Here is a 15,561-nt window from a genome sequence, read left to right as displayed (position 1 = left end):
ACGACTCGCGCATGGCTTTCGCACCGCCGCAGCGTCTGGTCAGGGCGCTCGGTGAGACGGCACCGGACGGCGACGACTGGCTGGAGAAGCTGCCCGAGGAGGCCGGGCAGGCGGTCGCGCTGCGCGAGTTGACCGTGGAGCGGGTGCAGGTGCCCGGCGGGCGCAGCAGCCTGGTCGTGCTGGTGCGGCGCTCCGACGGGACGCCCGCCGTGCTGAAGCTGGCCCCGCCCCGGGCCCGTCCGGAGAGCGAGCGGGCGGCGCTGGCGCACTGGGGCGGTATCGGCGCCGTACAGCTGGTCGAACCGTTCACGACGGAGGGTGTGTTGCTGCTGGAGCGGCTGCATCCGGATGTGTCGGTGCGGTCGTTGCCGGAGGCGAAGGCGCTGTTGGAGGCGGCGGGGACGTTGCGACGGCTGTGGGTGGAGCCACCCGTCGGCAAGGACGCCCATCCCTTCGAGACCGTCGCCGAGCGGACGGGGCGGCAGGCCGAGGCCATGCGGGCCACTGCGTCGGGCTTCGCCGAGGTGGCCGTGCTGGTCGACGCCGCGCTGGCCGCGCGGGCGGAGTTGCTGGCGGCGCCGCCTGAGGATCGGTTGCTGCACGGGACTTTTCGGCAGAGCAAGGTTCTCGCTGGTGAGCGGATGCCGTGGTTGGCCGTGGGGCCCGATCCGGTGGTGGGTGAGTGTGCCTTTGATCTGGCTCGGTTGGTGCGGGACCGGGTGGAGGATCTGATTGCCTCACCGGCCGGCGCGGCGACCACTCGGCGGCGCGTGAAGCGGCTTGCCGAGTCGTTGGATGTGGACCAGGAGCGGTTGCGGGGGTGGACGTTGTTCCGGGCTGTGGAGTCCGGGGTTCGGGCGCTTCGGGTGGGGCGGGGGAAGGATGCGGAGTTGTTGCTGGAGTTTGCCGGGTGGCTCTAGCTCGGGGCTGCGGGTCCTTTGGGGCGCTTCGCTGCTCGCTCATACGGTCACTGTCACGGACTCGCCGCTCTCCGGTTCGGGAGAGCCCTTGCGGGTCGCGCGCTCGGCAGCTGCCGTGAGGGCGAGTACGGCGATGTTCGCGGCCAGGCCCACCAGGCCGGCGTTGACGTTCCCGGCCAGGCCCTTCTGCCAGAACGTCAGCCAGACGACGACCAGTTCGCCCACGAAGAGCCCGGCCAGGACGGCCACCTTGCCCACCGGGCGGCGGGCCAGGAAGCCCAGGGCGATGGCGGGGGCGAGCTGGACCGTGCCGCTGTAGGTGAGCAGGAGGAGGTTGGCCAGCAGGTCGGGGCGGTAGATGGCGAGCAGGAGGGAGAGACCGCAGGCGGCCACCACCGTGCCGTGGTTGATCCAGAACTGCTTCCGCTCGTCCCGCACCCGGGCGATGTTGCGGGCCACCAGGGACGAGATGCCGATCAGGATGCCCGCCGCCGGCACCATCGCCGTCGCGATGGCCGCCACGACGACCAGACCCGTCGCCCATGTCGGCAGCACCTGCTTGCTCAGGGTCAGCAGGATGCCGTTGGCCGGGGTGCCCGGCTTGAGGACGAGGACGGCGGCGAAGCCCACGATGATGGGCATCAGCAGGCAGAGTTCGTACAGCGGCATCCAGGTGTAGTTGCGGCGCAGCACCTTGGGGTCGCGGGCGGACATCACGGCCGGCCAGGCGTGCGGCAGGCACATCAGGCCGACGCCGAGCATGCTGACCAGCATGCTCGTGGTGAACCAGACCTGGTCGGACGGTCCCGCATGGATCGTCAGCAGCTCCGGGTGGAGCTTGTCGACGCGGTGGAACATCGCGGTGACGCCGCCCGAGAAGTGGGCGGGGACCGCGATCAGGAGCACGGCCAGGACGACCAGCATGACGACGTCCTTGAAGTACGAGGTCATCGCGACGCCGTGCAGGCCCGCCCACAGCACGAAGGCCACGACCAGCACACTGCCGATGATCATGCTGAGGGTGCCGGAGGCCGAGTCGCCGGTGACCAGCTGGACGATCAACCCCAGGCCGGTGATCTGGAGTTGGAGATAGGGCAGCACGAAGACCACGCCGAGGACGGCCGCGACCGTGCCGAGCAGCTTGCTGTCGTAGCGGTCCTCCAGATAGTCGCCCTGGGTGAGGTAGCCGCGCTCCTTGCCCAGTGACCACAGGCGCTTGGCGAGGAAGAACAGCACCATGTAGCCGATGGGGACGTACGGGAGGGCGTAGAGGGCGGCGACTCCGCCGCTGAAGGCGAGGCCTGCCATGCCGAGGAAGGTGAAGGTGGTGAACACCTCGCCGGCCTGCAGGAACCACATGCTCAGCGCCCCGAACCGGCGTCCGCCGACGGCCCATTCGGAGAGGTCCGCGGCAGGCTTGCGGCGGCCGACGAAGCCGAGGACGCCGATCAGCGCGATGCCGGTGAAGGTCATGACCAGGATCGTCGTCACTTGTCGGCCTCCTCCCGGTTCATGAGGCGCTCCGTGAGGAGCAGCGCGGGTGTGCACATCACGCACCACACCGCGCCCCACACCAGCATCCGGGGCAGCCCGAACCACAGCCCGCCGGTGTTGACGAACGGCAGGAACGGCATGAGGACCAGGCCGAGGGCGGGCACGGCGGGGATCAGGTGGTACGGGCGCACTGCGCCTCCTCGGCGAGACGGTCCAGTCGGCGGACGGCGAGTTCGGCGAGCAGGGCCGCTCCGTCGGACAGCACCGCGTCGTCGAAGGCGGCGAGCGGGGAGTGGTTGGTGGGGGCGGTCTCCGGGTCTCCGGTGGCGTCGGCGCCCAGGAAGACGAAGGCGCCCGGCACCCGGTCGAGGACCCGGGAGAAGTCCTCCGAGCCGGTGATCGGGTCGGTGAGCAGTTCGAAGCGCTCCTCCCCGAAGGCCTCGCGGACGGTGTCGGCGAGGAAGTCGTGCTCGCTGCTGTGGTTGACGGTGACGGGGTATTCGGGGACGAAGTCGACCTCGGCGGTGAGGCCGTGGGCGGTGGCGATGTCCTGGCAGAGGCGTACGGAGACCTCTGCGATGCGTTCGGCGGCGGACGGCGAGAAGGTGCGGACGGTCGCCTCGAAGGCTGCGTCGTCGGGGATGATGTTGCGCCGGGTGCCGGCGTGGAAGGTGCCGACGGTGACCACGACCGGGTCGAACACGTCGAAGCGCCGGGTCACCATCGTCTGCAGCGCGGTGACCATCTCGCAGGCCGCCTGGATCGGGTCGAGGGAGTCGTGCGGGCGGGAGCCGTGGCCGCCCGCCCCGACCACCCGCACATGCAGGCCCGCCGAGGCCGCCATCAGCGGGCCGGGGCGGGAGGCGAAGACGCCGGTGGGGTACGACGACGAGCTGACGTGCAGTCCGTAGGCGGCGTCGACCGGGCGTCCCGCCGCCTCCAGCACACCCTCCTCGACCATGTGCCCGGCGCCGTCCCAGCCCTCCTCCCCCGGCTGGAACATGAACACCACGTCCCCGGCGAGGCTCTCGCGCCGGTCCGCGAGCAGCCGGGCGGCGCCGACCAGACCGGCCGTGTGCAGGTCGTGACCGCAGGCGTGCATGGCGCCGGCGATCCGGGAGGCGAACTCCGCGCCGGTGCGCTCCGTGACGGGCAGGGCGTCCATGTCGCCGCGCAGCAGTACGACCGGGCCGTCGGGCGCACCGGCGCCGCGCAGAACGGCCGTCACGGAGGACAGCGAACTGCCGGTGCTGATCTCCAGCGGCAGTCCGTCGAGCGCGGCCAGCACCTTCTCCTGTGTGCGCGGCAGGTGCAGCCCTATCTCCGGCTCCCGGTGCAACGCCCGGCGCAGGACGGCCAGTTCACCCTGGAGCTCACGCGCATCGTCTCGCAGACTCATCCCTCTCCCCTCACCCGTGCACCACCTGTTGCATGTACTGCCCACGTGGCCGGAAATGATGAGGGGGCGACGCAGAACCGCGCGGAAAGTGGCGGAAAACGCCGTTCGGGTTGTTTCGGGGCGCGGGTTCGTGGGGGTCGATCGCGCCCACGCGGCGGAGCCGCAAATCGAGACAGCCCCGCGCCCCTCACCGGCGTCAACTCACCGTCGGGTCAAGGGCCAGGGCCGGGCAGGCGGCCGCTGCCTGGCGGGCCCGCTTTGCCGTGCGCGCAGGGACCGGGGAGCCGGCCGCGAGCGGGCAACCCCACTCGCCTCGGCGAACGGCCGCGAGCTTGCCGGGCGCGGGGGAACGCCGCTCCCCCGCGCCCGGTGAGGCCCGATGCGGCGACGGTTCTCAGGGACGAGCGCGGCGGCACCTCGTTCCCTGCTTGTCATGACCGTTCCCCTCCCATAGTGACGCTCTGTCACGCACTACGGTCGGGGAACGGCCTGAGAGAAGTCCGTGAGCCCCTTTCAGGGGCCCAGAGACGTTCCTGAGGAGCTTCTCAAGCGGTCAGGCGGGCGATCGCCTCGTCCACCGTCAGCTCCTCGCGCTCGCCGGTCTTCCGGTCCTTGAGCTCCACGACGCCCTCGCCGGAGCGGCGGCCGGCGACCAGGATCTTCGGCACGCCGATGAGTTCGGCGTCCGTGAACTTGACGCCCGGGGAGACGCCGGCCCGGTCGTCGACCAGGACGCGCAGACCGGCCGCCCGCAGCTTCTCGGAGACCTCGAGGGCCAGTTCGATCTGCAGGGCCTTGCCCGCGGCGACGACGTGCACATCGGCCGGGGCGACCTCGGCGGGCCAGCACAGGCCCTGCTCGTCGGCGGTCTGCTCGGCTAGGGCCGCGACCGCGCGGGAGACGCCGATGCCGTAGGAGCCCATGGTGACGCGGACCGGCTTGCCGTTCTGGCCGAGGACGTCGAGCTTCAGCGCGTCCGCGTACTTGCGGCCGAGCTGGAAGATGTGGCCGATCTCGATGGCGCGGTCCAGCTTGAGGCCGGTGCCGCACTTGGGGCACGGGTCGCCCTCCTGGACCACCACGACGTCGACGTACTGGTCGACCTCGAAGTCACGGCCCCCCACGACGTTCCTGGCGTGCGTGCCCGCCTTGTTGGCGCCGGTGATCCAGGCGGTGCCGGGAGCCACGCGCGGGTCGGCGATGAACTTGACCTTCTCGCCGAGGCCCTGCGGGCCGACGTAACCGCGGACCAGGTCAGGGCGGCCGGCGAAGTCCGCCTCGGTGACCATCTCGACGGTCCCCGGCGCGAAGTGCGCCTCGACCTTGTCCATGTCGACCTCGCGGTCGCCGGGGACACCGACGGCGACGATCTCGCCGTCGACCTTCACAAGGAGGTTCTTCAGGGTGGCGGAGGCCGGGACCTCCAGGAAGGCGGCGAGGGTCTCGATGGTCGGGGTGTCCGGGGTCGGGATCTCCTCGATCGCGGCCACGCCCTCGGCGTCCACGGCCTTGAGCTCGTAGGTGATCGCCTCGGTGTTGGCCGCGAAGTCGCAGTTCGGGCAGTCCGCGAAGGTGTCCTCGCCGGCCTCGGCCGGGGCGAGGAACTCCTCCGACTTGGAGCCGCCCATCGCGCCCGCGGTCGCGGCGCAGATGCGGTAGTCGAGGCCGAGGCGCTCGAAGACGCGCTGGTAGGCCTGGCGGTGCATGGCGTAGGACTGGGCGAGGCCCTCGTCCTCGGTGTCGAAGGAGTACGAGTCCTTCATCAGGAACTCGCGGCCGCGCAGGATGCCGGCCCGGGGGCGGGCCTCGTCACGGTACTTGTGCTGGATCTGGTAGAGGATTACCGGCAGGTCCTTGTAGGAGGACGCCTGGTCCTTCACCAGCAGGGTGAAGATCTCCTCGTGGGTCGGGCCGAGGAGGTAGTCGCCGCCCTTGCGGTCCTGGAGGCGGAACAGCTCGGCGCCGTACTCGTCCCAGCGGCCCGTGGCGTCGTACGGCTCCCGCGGCAGCAGGGCGGGGAGCAGCACCTCCTGGGCGCCGATCGCGTCCATCTCCTCACGGACGATCCGCTCCACGTTGGCGAGGACCTTCTTGCCGAGGGGCAGCCACGACCAGATGCCGGCCGCCGTGCGGCGCACATAGCCGGCGCGGACGAGCAGCTTGTGGCTGAGGACCTCGGCGTCCGCCGGGTCGTCACGCAGCGTCTTCGCCATCAACTGGGACATGCGCTGGACCGGTGCGTTCGCCATGGTTCTCGTACTCCTGCTGCGTAAGGGTGATGGCAAGGAGGTTAGCCGGGGGGCCGGTTCCGGTGGAAATCCGTTAACGGCGCCGCAGGGGCAGGGGGGCGCCCATCACGGCGTACGGCTTCGGGGCGCTCGGGAAGAGGACCTGGCGGGCCAGGTCCTGGTAGCCGAGGGAGAAGTAGAGGCCGCGGGCCGGGCTGTCGGTGTCGATCGCCGACAGGATCGAGCGGGGCTCGTCGGCACCGTCGGTGATGGCCGTGATCAGGGAGCGGCCGATGCCGCGGTTCTGGTGGCGCGGGTGGACATGCAGCTCGGTGATCACGAAGGAGTTGTCGAGCCAGCCGTCGTGCCCCTGCGCTCGGAGGTAGGGCTCGACGACGGTGGACCACCAGTGGGTGCGGTCGTTCGGCATGCCGTAGACGAAGCCGACGAGGCGGCCTTCGACGGTGGCGCCGAGTGCGCGGGCTCCCGGGTACGTCATGTGCCGCAGGACGATCTGCCGCCGTACGGCGACCTCGTCCGAGCCGAGTCCGAAGGCCACGGCCTGCACGGCGAGCGCCTCGTCGACCCGGGCTGACAGGTCGAGGGGGCCGATCACGACGTCTTCGGGATCGCGGTGTCCGTGACCGGGAAAGCGCAGCATGCCGGGGAGACTACAGGTCTCGTACGAGGCTCAGAACTGCACTGTGAACTGCGGCGGGAAGTCCGGCCGGAAGTGCATCTAGAACAGAACGCTCATGAAAGCGCCGACCTCCTGGAACCCCACCCTCTGGTACGCCCGTCGCGCCGGGGTGTTGAAGTCGTTGACGTAGAGGCTGACGATCGGGGCCACGTCCGCCAGTGCGTAGCGCAGGACCGCGGCCATGCCCGGTGCGGCGATCCCCCTTCCGCGGTACTCCGGGGCGACCCACACGCCCTGGATCTGGCAGGCATGGGGGGTGGCCGCGCCGATCTCCGCCTTGAAGACGACCTTGCCGTGTTCGTCGAGGCGGGCGAACGAGCGGCCGGAGCCGACGAGTTCGGCGACCCGGGCCTGGTACAGCAGCCCGCCGTCACCGACGAGCGGCGAGACGCCGACCTCCTCGGTGAACATGGCCACGCACGCCGGCATGATCGTCTCCATCTCGTCCTTGCGGATGCGGCGGACGTAGGGATCCGGGGCGATGCCGTCGGGCATCCGGTCGGTGACCATGAGCGGCTGCTGGGCGCGGACCTCGCGGGCGGGGCCCCAGCTGGGTTCGAGCAGGCGCCAGAGCAGGGTGGTGGCCTCGACGGGGCCGACTATCGACGAGCAGCGGCGGCCGGCCCTGCGGGCGCGGTCGGCGAAGGCGCGTACGGCGCGCGGGCCGGCGCAGATCGGGACGAGGTTGGCGCCCGCGTAGCAGAGGGAGGTCAGCATGCCCTCCTCGTAGAAGCCCCACATCTCGCCGCCGAGCCGCCACGGGTCGAGGCCCGCGACCTGCACCCGTGACGTCACGAAGGCGTTCGCGACCGGCTCGCGGTCGAGGACGGCGAGCGCTGCGTCCAGGTCGCTCGGTTCGAGCACCCGTGAGGTGGTCTGCGTCAACACGTGCGGGGCCTCACCCTGAGGTTCTGCTGATCTCCGCACTGTACCTGCGGAAGCTGAGCGGTGCCGCCCCGGTTGGCGTACTGTCTGTTGGCCTGTGAGCCTTGGCTGCTGTGCCGTCTGGGGGCTGCCGCCCCCAGGCCCCCGCTTTCGGCCTGGACGGCCTCGTCCTCAAGCGCCGGACGGGCTGGGATTGCCGACCGGCGCTTGAAAAGGCTCCCTCAACCCGCGACCGACACCGACGGCTCGCCCGAGGGCGTGCCGTCCGCCTCCATCTTCTCGGCCAGCTTCATGGCCTCCTCGATGAGGGTTTCCACGATCTTGGACTCGGGGACCGTCTTGATGACCTCGCCCTTCACGAAGATCTGGCCCTTGCCGTTGCCGGAGGCGACGCCGAGGTCGGCCTCGCGGGCCTCGCCGGGGCCGTTCACGACGCAGCCCATGACGGCGACGCGGAGGGGGACCTCCATGCCGGTCAGGCCCGCGGTGACCTCCTCGGCCAGCTTGTACACGTCGACCTGGGCGCGGCCGCAGGACGGGCAGGAGACGATCTCCAGGCCGCGCTGCTTGAGGTTCAGGGACTCCAGGATCTGGTTGCCGACCTTGACCTCCTCCACGGGAGGCGCGGAGAGGGAGACGCGGATCGTGTCGCCGATGCCCTGGGAGAGCAGTGCGCCGAAGGCCACCGCCGACTTGATCGTGCCCTGGAAGGCAGGGCCGGCTTCCGTCACGCCGAGGTGCAGGGGGTAGTCGCACTGGGCAGCGAGCTGCTTGTACGCCTCGATCATCACGACCGGGTCGTTGTGCTTGACCGAGATCTTGATGTCCCGGAAGTCGTGCTCCTCGAAGAGGGAGGCCTCCCAGAGGGCCGATTCGACGAGGGCCTCGGGGGTCGCCTTGCCGTACTTCTGGAGCAGGCGCCGGTCGAGGGAGCCCGCGTTGACGCCGATGCGGATCGGGGTGCCGTGGTCCTTGGCGGCCCGCGCGATCTCCTTGACCTTGTCGTCGAACTGCTTGATGTTGCCGGGGTTGACGCGTACGGCCGCGCAGCCCGCCTCGATGGCCGCGAACACGTACTTCGGCTGGAAGTGGATGTCGGCGATGACCGGGATCTGCGACTTCCTCGCGATGGTGGCGAGCGCGTCCGCGTCGTCCTGGGTGGGGCAGGCCACACGCACGATCTGGCAGCCGGAGGCGGTGAGCTCGGCGATCTGCTGGAGGGTCGCGCCGATGTCGGACGTACGGGTCGTGGTCATCGACTGCACGGAAACGGGCGCGTCGCCGCCGACCGCCACGGACCCGACCTGGATCTGCCTGCTCTGCCGACGCTCGGCAACCCTGGTCGGAACGGACGGCATGCCGAGAGAAATCGCAGTCATCTGCTGTGCAACCCCAAGTCGTGGATCAAGGTCCGGTCCCGGATCAGCGGGCTCCAGGCTTCGAGATTACGGCACCGGCGCAGGCCCGGGCACGCCCCCACCTCGAACACACTCGGCGGGGGGACCCCCTCCGATGTAAACCCACCCAACGGAAGGCGGCCTGGCGCAAAGCGTGCCAGGCCGCCACAGACTCCGCGTGACCAGTTGATTTTCTCTAGGTGATTTTCACGGGGTTGACCACGTCCGCGATCAGCACCAGCAGGGTGAAGCAGACGAAGACGCCCGCCACCACGTACGCCACCGGCATCAGCTTCGCCACGTCGAACGGGCCCGGGTCCGGCCGGCGCAGCACCCTCGCCACATTGCGGCGCAGGGCCTCCCAGAGGGCGCCCGCGATGTGCCCGCCGTCGAGCGGGAGCAGCGGGAGCATGTTGAAGAGGAACAGGGAGAGGTTGAAGCCGGCGATCAGCATCAGGGCCGTGGCCAGCTGCTGGGTCGGCGGGATGTCGAGGGTGAAGATCTCGCCGCCGACGCGGGCCGCGCCGACCACGCCCATCGGGGAGTCGGGCTGGCGGGGTGCGCCGTCGAAGGCCGCGTTCCACAGGGCGGGGATCTTGCCGGGCAGGTCCGCGATGGAGCTGACGGCCTCGCCGAGCCGGTCGCCCATCCACGACACGGACTCGCCGAAGTCCTGGCGGACGACGCCGTTGGCAGCGCTGAAGCCGAGGAATCCGGCGGTGACGTACTTGCCCGCGATGACGTGGCCGGTGGAGTCCTTCTTCGCGACCTGGTTGGTGGCGATCTTCGCGTGCAGGGTCGTCTCCTGGCCCTTGCGGTCGACGACGATCGCCACGTCCTTGCCAGGGGTGGCGCGGATGAGGTCGGAGAGCTTGTTCCAGTCGTCGGTCCGCACCCCGTCGAAGGACACGATCTTGTCGCCGGCCTTGAGGCCCGCCGCGGCGGCCGGGGAGGCGGCGTCGGACTTCGTGCACTTGTCGCGGTTCTCGCTCTGGGCGATGACGCACTGCGAGACGGAGCTGACGCTGGTGGTCTGCTGTGTGATGCCGAAGCCCATCAGGACCGTGAGGAACAGCGCCACGGCCAGGATCAGGTTCATGAAGGGGCCGGCGAACATCACGATGACCCGCTTCCAGGGGGCGCGGGTGTAGAAGAGGCGGTTCTCGTCTCCGGGGCGGAGCTCCTCGAAGGCCGCCGAGCGGGCGTCCTCGATCATGCCGCGCCAGGGCGAGGTGGAGCGCGCGGTGATCCGACCGTCGTCGCCCGGCGGGAACATGCCGATCATGCGGATGTAGCCGCCGAGCGGGACGGCCTTGAAGCCGTACTCCGTCTCGCCCTTCTTCCGCGACCACAGGGTCGGGCCGAAGCCCACCATGTACTGCGGCACGCGGATGCCGAAGAGCTTGGCGGTGGACAGATGCCCCAGCTCGTGCCACGCGATCGAGACCAGCAGACCGACCACGAAGATCACTATGCCGAGGATCATCATCAGGGGTGTCATGCACGCGCCTCCGCGGCAGAAGTCGTCTGCGCCGTCAGTTCCCGGGCCCGGGCCCGTGCCCAGGTCTCCGCTTCGAGGACGTCCGGCACGGTGAGTGAGGTTCCCGTGTGCGGGGTGCCGTGCTCCTCGACGACCCTGGTCACGGTCTCCATGATGCCGTTGAACGGCAGCGCGCCACTGCGGAACGCCTCCACGCACTCCTCGTTGGCGGCATTGAACACCGCCGGGGCGGTGCCCGCGAGCTCACCCACGTGCCGGGCGAGGTTCACCGACGGGAACGCGTCATTGTCGAGCGGGAAGAACTCCCACGTCGACGCGGTGCTCCAGTCGAAGGCCGGTGCCGCGTCGGGGACGCGCTCGGGCCAGCCGAGGCCGATGGCGATGGGCCCGCGCATGTCGGGGGGCGTCGCCTGGGCGATCGTCGATCCGTCCGTGAACTCAATCATCGAGTGGACATACGACTGGGGATGCACGACGACCTCAATGCGGTCGAAGGGAATGTCGTACAGCAAGTGCGCCTCGATGACCTCGAGGCCCTTGTTGACGAGGGTCGCCGAGTTGATCGTGATCACCGGGCCCATGGCCCAGGTGGGGTGGGCGAGGGCGTCCTGGACGGTGACGTTCGCCAGCTCGGCCTTGGTACGGCCGCGGAAGGGACCGCCTGACGCGGTGACGACGAGTTTGCGTACGTCCGCGCGGGTACCGGCCGCCAGCGCCTGGAACAGGGCCGCGTGCTCGGAGTCGACCGGAATGATCTGCCCCGGCTTGGCGAGCGCCTTGACCAGCGGGCCGCCGACGATGAGCGACTCCTTGTTGGCGAGCGCGAGGGTGCGGCCCGCTTCCAGGGCGGCGAGGGTCGGGGCGAGGCCGATGGAGCCGGTGATGCCGTTCAGCACGGTGTGGCAGTCGGAGGCGGCGAGCTGGGTGGCCGCCTCGGGCCCGGCGAGGATCTCCGGGAGCGGCTCCCCGGCGCCGTACTGCGCGGTGAGCGCCTCGCGCAGTGCCGGTACGGCGTCCTCGCGGGCGACCGCGACGGTCCGTACCCGCAGCTGGTACGCCTGCTCGGCGAGGAGGGCGATCCGGCCGCCGTTGGCGGAGAGTCCCGTGACCCGGAAGCGGTCGGGGTTGCGCAGCACGAGATCGATGGCCTGGGTGCCGATCGACCCGGTGGAGCCGAGGATCACCACGTCCTTCGGGCCGGTTCCCGCCCCGGGGTCGTAGACGAGATGAGGGTCGGCGAGTTGGGCTGGACTGTCGCTCATCCCTCCATTGTGGCCGTAAGGACGGTGTGTGAGGACAGCGCGTCCCCCCTCCGGCAGGCCGGCCGTCGCCTGCGCGGCTCGCATCCCGTAGTCGCTCGGGCAGTAGTCGCTCGGGCGGGCTGCCGCTCAGTCGACGACCAGGTCCGCAGGCGGCACATCGAGGACGTGTGCGATGAGCAGCAGGTCGTCGAGGCTCGTGTCCTGAGCGCCACGCTCGACTCGGTCGATCCGGCTGCAGCCGAGCTTTGTCGCCCTGCCCAGATCCTCCTGGCTGAGTCCCTGGGCTTCCCGCACGGCGCGGATACGCCTTTCCGAGCGCGCAGAGGCGGTCGACAACCCGATCGGGCGTTTCGGATCGCATGGGCGCACCCTGTGCCGCATGCCGTTGACGAGCTTCGCCGGGACGGGACGAGCCCCCGCCGCCGACCAGGGTGCCCCCTCGGCGAGAGGACACCCTGGCAACTCTCACCGGATCGGGCGGTGCAGGTTCTCCTTCGCCGAGGCTCCGGGGTCCGCCGCGGCGATCCACGGGCCCTCGCCCGACGGGTCGACGATGCCGTCCTCCAGCCACTCGTACGTGCCCGACATGATGCCCTTGACCAGCTTGCGGTCGATGTCGTCGGTGTTGCTCCACAGGCGGCCGAAGAGTTCCTCGACGCGGATGCGGGACTGGCGGCAGAAGACGTCGGCGAGCTGGTAGGCCTCACGGCCGTGGTCGCCCTGGCTGCGCAGGAGTTCGGCCCGTACGCAGGCCGCGCTCATCGCGAACAGTTCGGCGCCGATGTCGACGATCCGGCCGAGGAAGCCCTGCTTGGTCTCCATCTTTCCCTGCCAGCGGGACATGGCGTAGAAGGTGGAGCGGGCCAGCTTGCGGGCGTGCCGTTCCACGTAGCGCAGGTGCGGGGAGAGGTCCACGCCGTGCTTGAACTGGCCGTAGGAGACGGGGAGCTGGCCCGGTCCCGCGACCAGTTTCGGGAGCCACTTGGCGTAGAAGACGCCCGCGTTGGCGCCTGCCTTGGCCTTGTCCTGGAGGGACTTCTCGGGGTCGATCAGGTCGCCGGCGACCGACAGGTGGGCGTCGACGGCCTCGCGCGCGATCAGCAGGTGCATGATCTCGGTGGAGCCCTCGAAGATGCGGTTGATGCGCAGGTCGCGCAGGACCTGTTCGGCCGGGACCGCCTTCTCGCCGCGGGCGGCGAGGGAGGCGGCCGTCTCGAAGCCGCGGCCGCCGCGGATCTGGACGAGTTCGTCGGCGATGAGCCAGGCCATCTCCGAGGAGAAGAGCTTGGCCAGGGCGCCCTCGATGCGGATGTCGTTGCGGTCCTCGTCCGCCATCTGCGAGGAGAGGTCGAGTACGGCCTCCAGGGCGAAGGTGGTCGCCGCGATGAACGAGATCTTCGAGCCGACGGCCTCGTGGTGGGCGATCGGCTTGCCCCACTGCTCGCGGGCCGCCGACCACTCGCGGGCGATCTTCAGGCACCACTTGCCGGCGGCCACGCAGGACGCGGGGAGCGAGAGCCGGCCGGTGTTGAGGGTGGTGAGTGCGATCTTCAGGCCCGCACCCTCCGGGCCGATCCGGTTGGCCGCCGGGACGCGGACCTGGTGGAAGCGGGTGACGCCGTTCTCGATGCCCCGCAGGCCCATGAAGGCGTTGCGGTTCTCGACGGTGATGCCCGGCGAGTTGGTCTCCACGACGAAGGCGGTGATGCCGCCCTTGTGGCCCTCGCTCTTGGGCACGCGGGCCATGACGACCAGCAGGTCGGCGACCACGCCGTTGGTGGTCCACAGCTTCACCCCGTCGAGGACGTAGTCGTCCCCGTCGGGCACCGCGCTGGTCGCGAGGCGGGCCGGGTCGGAGCCCACGTCCGGCTCGGTGAGCAGGAAGGCGCTGATGTCGGTGCGGGCACACCGGGGCAGGAACTGCTCCTTCTGCTCCTGCGTGCCGAACAGCTTCAGCGGCTGCGGTACGCCGATCGACTGGTGCGCCGACAGCAGTACGCCGATCGCCGGGCAGGCCGAGCCCGCCAGCGCCAGCGCCTTGTTGTAGTACACCTGGGTGAGGCCGAGGCCACCGTACTTGGTGTCGATCTTCATGCCGAGGGCGCCGAGTTCCTTGAGGCCGTTGACGACCTCGTCGGGGATCCGGGCCTCGCGTTCGATCAGCGCGCCGTCCACCTTGGTCTCGCAGAAGTCGCGGAGCTTGGTGAGGAACTGCTCGCCGCGCTGCACCTCCTCGGTGGACGGGGTGGGGTGCGGGTGGATGAGGTCGAGGCGGAAGCGGCCGAGGAAGAGTTCCTTGGCGAAGCTCGGCTTGCGCCAGTCCTGTTCACGGGCCGCCTCCGCCACCTGGCGGGCCTCGCGTTCGGTGACGGTGGGGCGTCGGGAAGAGGGTGCGGGTGCTGCGGACATGAGGGCCACCTCGCCGCGAATCGGGATCTTGGTCCAGTTTGGTTACCGACGGGTGCTACCCGATCGTATGTACCCGATTCGGGGCGAGGCCACCACCCTTTGTGCAGCCGTTCAGCTGAAGAGGTACGCGGGCGGGTGCATCCTCGTACGAGACGAGCCGTCACCCTCGTACAGGAAGACCCGTCACCCTCGTACGGGAGGAGCCGCCCCCTCGTACGAGAAAAGCTGTCGAAGCGCTTCGACAACCTATGGACACCTACCCTCGCTAGAGCTAGTGTCGAACCACTCTCACCCGCCCCTGTTCGCAATGCGCACTGTCGAAGCGCTTCACACCGCTTGGAGAGCTGGATGGTCACCCTCGCCGAGGTCGCCCAGCACGCCGGAGTCTCGGCGAGCACGGTGAGCTATGTCCTCAGCGGCAAGCGGTCCATCTCCACGACCACCCGGCTGCGGGTCGAGCAGTCCATCCGCGAGCTCGGCTACCACCCGAACGCGGGCGCGCGGGCCCTGGCCAGCAGCAGGTCGAACATCATCGCGCTGATGGTCCCACTGCGCACCGACATGTACGTACCGGTGATGATGGAGATCGCCATCGCGGTCGCCACCACGGCCCGGACGCACGGGTACGACGTCCTGCTGCTGACCGGCGAGGAGGGCCCGGACGCGGTGCGCCGGGTCACCGGCAGCGGGCTCGCCGACGCGATGATCCTGATGGACGTCGAACTCGACGACGAACGGCTGCCGTTGCTGCGCGGAACCGACCAGCCGTCGGTCCTCATCGGCCTCCCCGCCGACACCTCCGGACTGACCTGCGTCGACCTCGACTTCAAGGCGACCGGCGCGCTGTGTGTGGAGCACCTGGCGATGCTCGGCCACCGCGACATCGCTGTCATAGGAGAGGCCCCCGCCGTCTACGAGCGACACACGGGCTTCGCCGAGCGCACCCTCGACGGACTGCGGTCACGCGCCCAGGAGCTGGGCGTACGGCTGCTGCACCGGCCGTGCGAGGGCGGGTACGACGCGATGGCCGTGACCCTCGCCCGCATTCTCGACGAGCGGCCGGGCACCACCGGCTTCGTCGTGCAGAACGAGTCGGCGGTCGAGCCGCTGCTCGCCCTGCTCCGCCAGCAGGGCCGTGCCGTGCCCGAGGACGTGTCGGTGGTCGCGGTCTGCCCGGACCAGGTCGCCGTGCAGGCCTCGGTGCGGCTGACGTCCGTCGCCATCCCCGCGCAGGAGATGGGCCGGCACGCCGTGGAGCGTCTGGTCGCCAAGCTCGACGGCCGGGGCAAGGACGAAGTCGTGCTGATCGCCCCGGAGCTGACGGTGCGGGCGAGCACGGGCCCTGCACCTTCCGGTACTTCCTGAT

General features: G+C 70.1%; 13 protein-coding genes. 2 read left to right on the top strand and 11 right to left on the bottom strand.

Features of this window, described 5'->3' with window-relative positions:
- Nucleotides 1–11 precede the first annotated feature (11 nt).
- Nucleotides 12–920 carry an aminoglycoside phosphotransferase family protein gene (locus tag EDD92_RS33810; protein ID WP_123967814.1) on the top strand — a complete coding sequence of 303 codons (909 nt, stop codon included), beginning with the start codon at nucleotides 12–14 and terminating at the stop codon, nucleotides 918–920.
- Nucleotides 921–959: 39 nt separating this feature from the next.
- Here the strand turns inward: EDD92_RS33810 and EDD92_RS33805 are convergent, their stop codons facing one another.
- From EDD92_RS33805 to EDD92_RS33750, 11 genes are all read right to left on the bottom strand, one after another.
- Nucleotides 960–2,411 (bottom strand): sodium:solute symporter, encoded by a 1,452-nt coding sequence (locus EDD92_RS33805; protein ID WP_123967813.1) that lies wholly within the window; start codon nucleotides 2,409–2,411, stop codon nucleotides 960–962.
- The gene (locus EDD92_RS33800; RefSeq protein WP_123967812.1) at nucleotides 2,408–2,605 is read right to left on the bottom strand and encodes a hypothetical protein; all 198 of its coding nucleotides are present in this window, start codon (nucleotides 2,603–2,605) and stop codon (nucleotides 2,408–2,410) included. Before EDD92_RS33800 ends, EDD92_RS33805 begins: the two co-directional genes overlap by 4 nt.
- Complete coding sequence (locus EDD92_RS33795; RefSeq protein ID WP_123967811.1) at nucleotides 2,587–3,813, bottom strand: M20 family metallopeptidase; 1,227 nt, start codon at nucleotides 3,811–3,813, stop codon at nucleotides 2,587–2,589. The genes EDD92_RS33800 and EDD92_RS33795 overlap by 19 nt, the downstream gene beginning before the upstream one ends.
- Nucleotides 3,814–4,358: 545 nt before the next feature.
- Complete coding sequence (locus tag EDD92_RS33785) at nucleotides 4,359–6,062, bottom strand: proline--tRNA ligase (RefSeq protein WP_123967810.1); 1,704 nt, start codon at nucleotides 6,060–6,062, stop codon at nucleotides 4,359–4,361.
- Nucleotides 6,063–6,135: 73 nt separating this feature from the next.
- Entirely contained in the window at nucleotides 6,136–6,702 is a 567-nt protein-coding gene (locus EDD92_RS33780; RefSeq protein ID WP_123967809.1) for a GNAT family N-acetyltransferase, read from the bottom strand.
- Nucleotides 6,703–6,780: 78 nt separating this feature from the next.
- A complete protein-coding gene (locus EDD92_RS33775) occupies nucleotides 6,781–7,629 on the bottom strand; it encodes a GNAT family N-acetyltransferase (protein ID WP_123967808.1) in 849 nt (282 codons plus the stop codon).
- A gap of 218 nt (nucleotides 7,630–7,847) precedes the next feature.
- On the bottom strand, nucleotides 7,848–9,005 hold the full coding sequence (gene ispG, locus EDD92_RS33770; protein WP_030944903.1) for a flavodoxin-dependent (E)-4-hydroxy-3-methylbut-2-enyl-diphosphate synthase: 1,158 nt from the start codon (nucleotides 9,003–9,005) through the stop codon (nucleotides 7,848–7,850).
- Between the two features lie 214 nt (nucleotides 9,006–9,219).
- Entirely contained in the window at nucleotides 9,220–10,512 is a 1,293-nt protein-coding gene (locus EDD92_RS33765) for an RIP metalloprotease (protein WP_185124466.1), read from the bottom strand.
- Nucleotides 10,513–10,520: 8 nt separating this feature from the next.
- Nucleotides 10,521–11,786, bottom strand: coding sequence for a 1-deoxy-D-xylulose-5-phosphate reductoisomerase (dxr, locus tag EDD92_RS33760; protein ID WP_123967806.1), 1,266 nt, complete (start codon nucleotides 11,784–11,786; stop codon nucleotides 10,521–10,523).
- A 126-nt stretch (nucleotides 11,787–11,912) separates the two neighbouring features.
- On the bottom strand, nucleotides 11,913–12,167 hold the full coding sequence (locus EDD92_RS33755; RefSeq protein WP_123967805.1) for a helix-turn-helix domain-containing protein: 255 nt from the start codon (nucleotides 12,165–12,167) through the stop codon (nucleotides 11,913–11,915).
- An 84-nt stretch (nucleotides 12,168–12,251) separates the two neighbouring features.
- Nucleotides 12,252–14,195 (bottom strand): acyl-CoA dehydrogenase family protein, encoded by a 1,944-nt coding sequence (locus EDD92_RS33750; protein WP_123967804.1) that lies wholly within the window; start codon nucleotides 14,193–14,195, stop codon nucleotides 12,252–12,254.
- Between the two features lie 348 nt (nucleotides 14,196–14,543).
- Here EDD92_RS33750 and EDD92_RS33745 point away from each other — a divergent pair, with 348 nt between their 5' ends.
- Nucleotides 14,544–15,560, top strand: a complete 1,017-nt coding sequence (locus EDD92_RS33745) for a LacI family DNA-binding transcriptional regulator (protein WP_123967803.1) — start codon at nucleotides 14,544–14,546, stop codon at nucleotides 15,558–15,560.
- Nucleotide 15,561: the final 1 nt, after the last annotated feature.

Source organism: Streptomyces sp. TLI_185, assembly GCF_003814765.1.
Taxonomy (GTDB): domain Bacteria; phylum Actinomycetota; class Actinomycetes; order Streptomycetales; family Streptomycetaceae; genus Streptomyces.
The sequence above is the reverse complement of the archived record's forward strand: the minus strand, read 5'-3'. Positions and strand labels throughout refer to the sequence as shown.

Bases quoted from the DNA above. Each gene is read 5' to 3' on its own strand.
- EDD92_RS33750 (WP_123967804.1), bottom strand. From the start codon at position 14,195: ATGTCCGCAGCACCCGCACCCTCTTCCCGACGCCCCACCGTCACCGAA.
- EDD92_RS33785 (WP_123967810.1), bottom strand. From the start codon at position 6,062: ATGGCGAACGCACCGGTCCAGCGCATGTCCCAGTTGATGGCGAAGACG.
- EDD92_RS33810 (WP_123967814.1), top strand. From the start codon at position 12: ATGGCTTTCGCACCGCCGCAGCGTCTGGTCAGGGCGCTCGGTGAGACG.
- EDD92_RS33795 (WP_123967811.1), bottom strand. From the start codon at position 3,813: ATGAGTCTGCGAGACGATGCGCGTGAGCTCCAGGGTGAACTGGCCGTC.
- EDD92_RS33780 (WP_123967809.1), bottom strand. From the start codon at position 6,702: ATGCTGCGCTTTCCCGGTCACGGACACCGCGATCCCGAAGACGTCGTG.
- ispG (WP_030944903.1), bottom strand. From the start codon at position 9,005: ATGACTGCGATTTCTCTCGGCATGCCGTCCGTTCCGACCAGGGTTGCC.
- EDD92_RS33755 (WP_123967805.1), bottom strand. From the start codon at position 12,167: ATGCGGCACAGGGTGCGCCCATGCGATCCGAAACGCCCGATCGGGTTG.
- EDD92_RS33765 (WP_185124466.1), bottom strand. From the start codon at position 10,512: ATGATGATCCTCGGCATAGTGATCTTCGTGGTCGGTCTGCTGGTCTCG.
- dxr (WP_123967806.1), bottom strand. From the start codon at position 11,786: ATGAGCGACAGTCCAGCCCAACTCGCCGACCCTCATCTCGTCTACGAC.
- EDD92_RS33745 (WP_123967803.1), top strand. From the start codon at position 14,544: ATGGTCACCCTCGCCGAGGTCGCCCAGCACGCCGGAGTCTCGGCGAGC.